Source organism: Gammaproteobacteria bacterium (genome assembly GCA_003696665.1).
GTDB lineage: Bacteria > Pseudomonadota > Gammaproteobacteria > Enterobacterales.
Window position 1 is genome coordinate 1 of record RFGJ01000197.1, and the last position, 1,451, is coordinate 1,451.

The 1,451-nt window shown below is 49.6% G+C and carries 3 protein-coding genes; 2 read left to right on the plus strand and 1 reads right to left on the minus strand.

Features of this window, described 5'->3' with window-relative positions; translation table 11 throughout:
• A partial coding sequence (locus D6694_05620; protein RMH44572.1) for a hypothetical protein occupies positions 1-196 on the plus strand: 196 nt, incomplete at its 5' end.
• Between the two features lie 154 nt (positions 197-350).
• Here D6694_05620 and D6694_05625 read toward each other — a convergent pair.
• Positions 351-758, minus strand: coding sequence for an XRE family transcriptional regulator (locus D6694_05625; GenBank protein RMH44573.1), 408 nt, complete (start codon positions 756-758; stop codon positions 351-353).
• A gap of 71 nt (positions 759-829) precedes the next feature.
• Here D6694_05625 and D6694_05630 point away from each other — a divergent pair.
• On the plus strand, positions 830-1,451 hold a 622-nt coding region (locus tag D6694_05630; GenBank protein RMH44574.1), incomplete at its 3' end, for a recombinase family protein.

The following is a 1,451-nucleotide window of genomic DNA, read 5'->3' on the forward strand; positions in this document are numbered from 1 at the left end:
ATGGGAAATCAAACCGATGTTAGATGACTTTCCGGCTATATGGAGGCAGTTGAACAACCTTGAGCGTCGTCGGCTGCTGGATATTATCTTCAACGGATTGTATTTTGACCGTGAAGGCCAACTGCGTCAGGTGTCCGTCCAAAGCCCCTTTGATACTCTGATGGGACTACCCAAAGGCGGAATGGAAATAAAGTAATGTTTCCTACAAAGACCCCTCCGCATGTGCGAAGGGGTCTTTGTTCGTAATTACCAGAAAGGGCAAGAACCTGTTCATCGCAAGATAAAGCCAACCTGGCAAGCCGCATTGTCAGGTGCCAACAGGAACGAGAACACGAGACAGCCTTCCCCCTTTACCCAAAATATTTTTTCAGTAGTGTCATCACTGCGTCAGCGATCTGTTTTCGCTCGCCGGGGTTCGGGATGCGCGCGATAGCCAGTGCAACGTCCACTGCCTCAGGTGGCAGATTTTCCGTACTCGCTGTGCGAATATCGAAAACCTTTAGGGGAGGATATCCCGCTAATGTAAGCAATGCGTTAGGGTTGATTTCAAAATGGTCGGCCAATAGAATTACTGCTTCCATAGCCGGACGGTGTCCCTGGATGATGCGCTGAATGTACCCGTAATCCAATCCACTGGCCAGAGATGCACCTCGCATACTTTCTTTCCGCTCTGTTAACAATTCTTTCAAGCGTTCTATAAGTGGTTCAGGATTATAGTTTTTGCGTACTCGTCTCTTTGCCTGTGCGATGGGTTCCATGCCTTGCCTCCGTCCATGAATTACAGTATGCTCAGATATGCACACCCGATTATACCGAAAGGAGAACAATTATGTCTGGTGCAGTTGTTCGAGCCGTAGGGTACCGTCGTGTCTCGATGCGTGAGCAGGTGGATGGACACAGTCTGGATGCCCAGGAAGTCAATATTCGGCAATATGCCGACAGCCACCAGTGGCACCTGGTAGAAATTTATACTGATGCTGGTATATCGGCTAAAAAAGGCAGCCACCGCCCGGCGTTGGAGCGTTTGATGGCGGATGCTCAAGCCGGGCGCTTTGAGATTGTCATTGTGGATAAGATAGATAGATTCTATCGCCACTTGAGCGGATTGCTATCTGCCCTGGATAAACTCAACACCTGGAATGTTTCTTTTGTTTCGGTGCAAGAGCAACTGGATTTCACCACGGTATGGGGCAAACTTACCCTCACCGTGCTGGGCATCCTGGCCGAAATCTACCTGGATAACCTGCGGCAGGAGACCCGCAAAGGTAAATTGCAGCGTGCCCGCAAAGGCTTGTGGAATGGCAACATCCCCTTTGGGTATTGCCGCGGCAACTGCCTGACCTGCAACATCCCTAACGGAAAAGATTATTGTCCTGATTTTGGCAAAACAGACAAAACTGAGAACCCTGATGAACTGGTCTTCCACCCTGTGGAGAAGGTTATTGTTCGTA

Bases quoted from the DNA above. Each gene is read 5' to 3' on its own strand.
- D6694_05625 (RMH44573.1), bottom strand. From the start codon at position 758: ATGGAACCCATCGCACAGGCAAAGAGACGAGTACGCAAAAACTATAAT.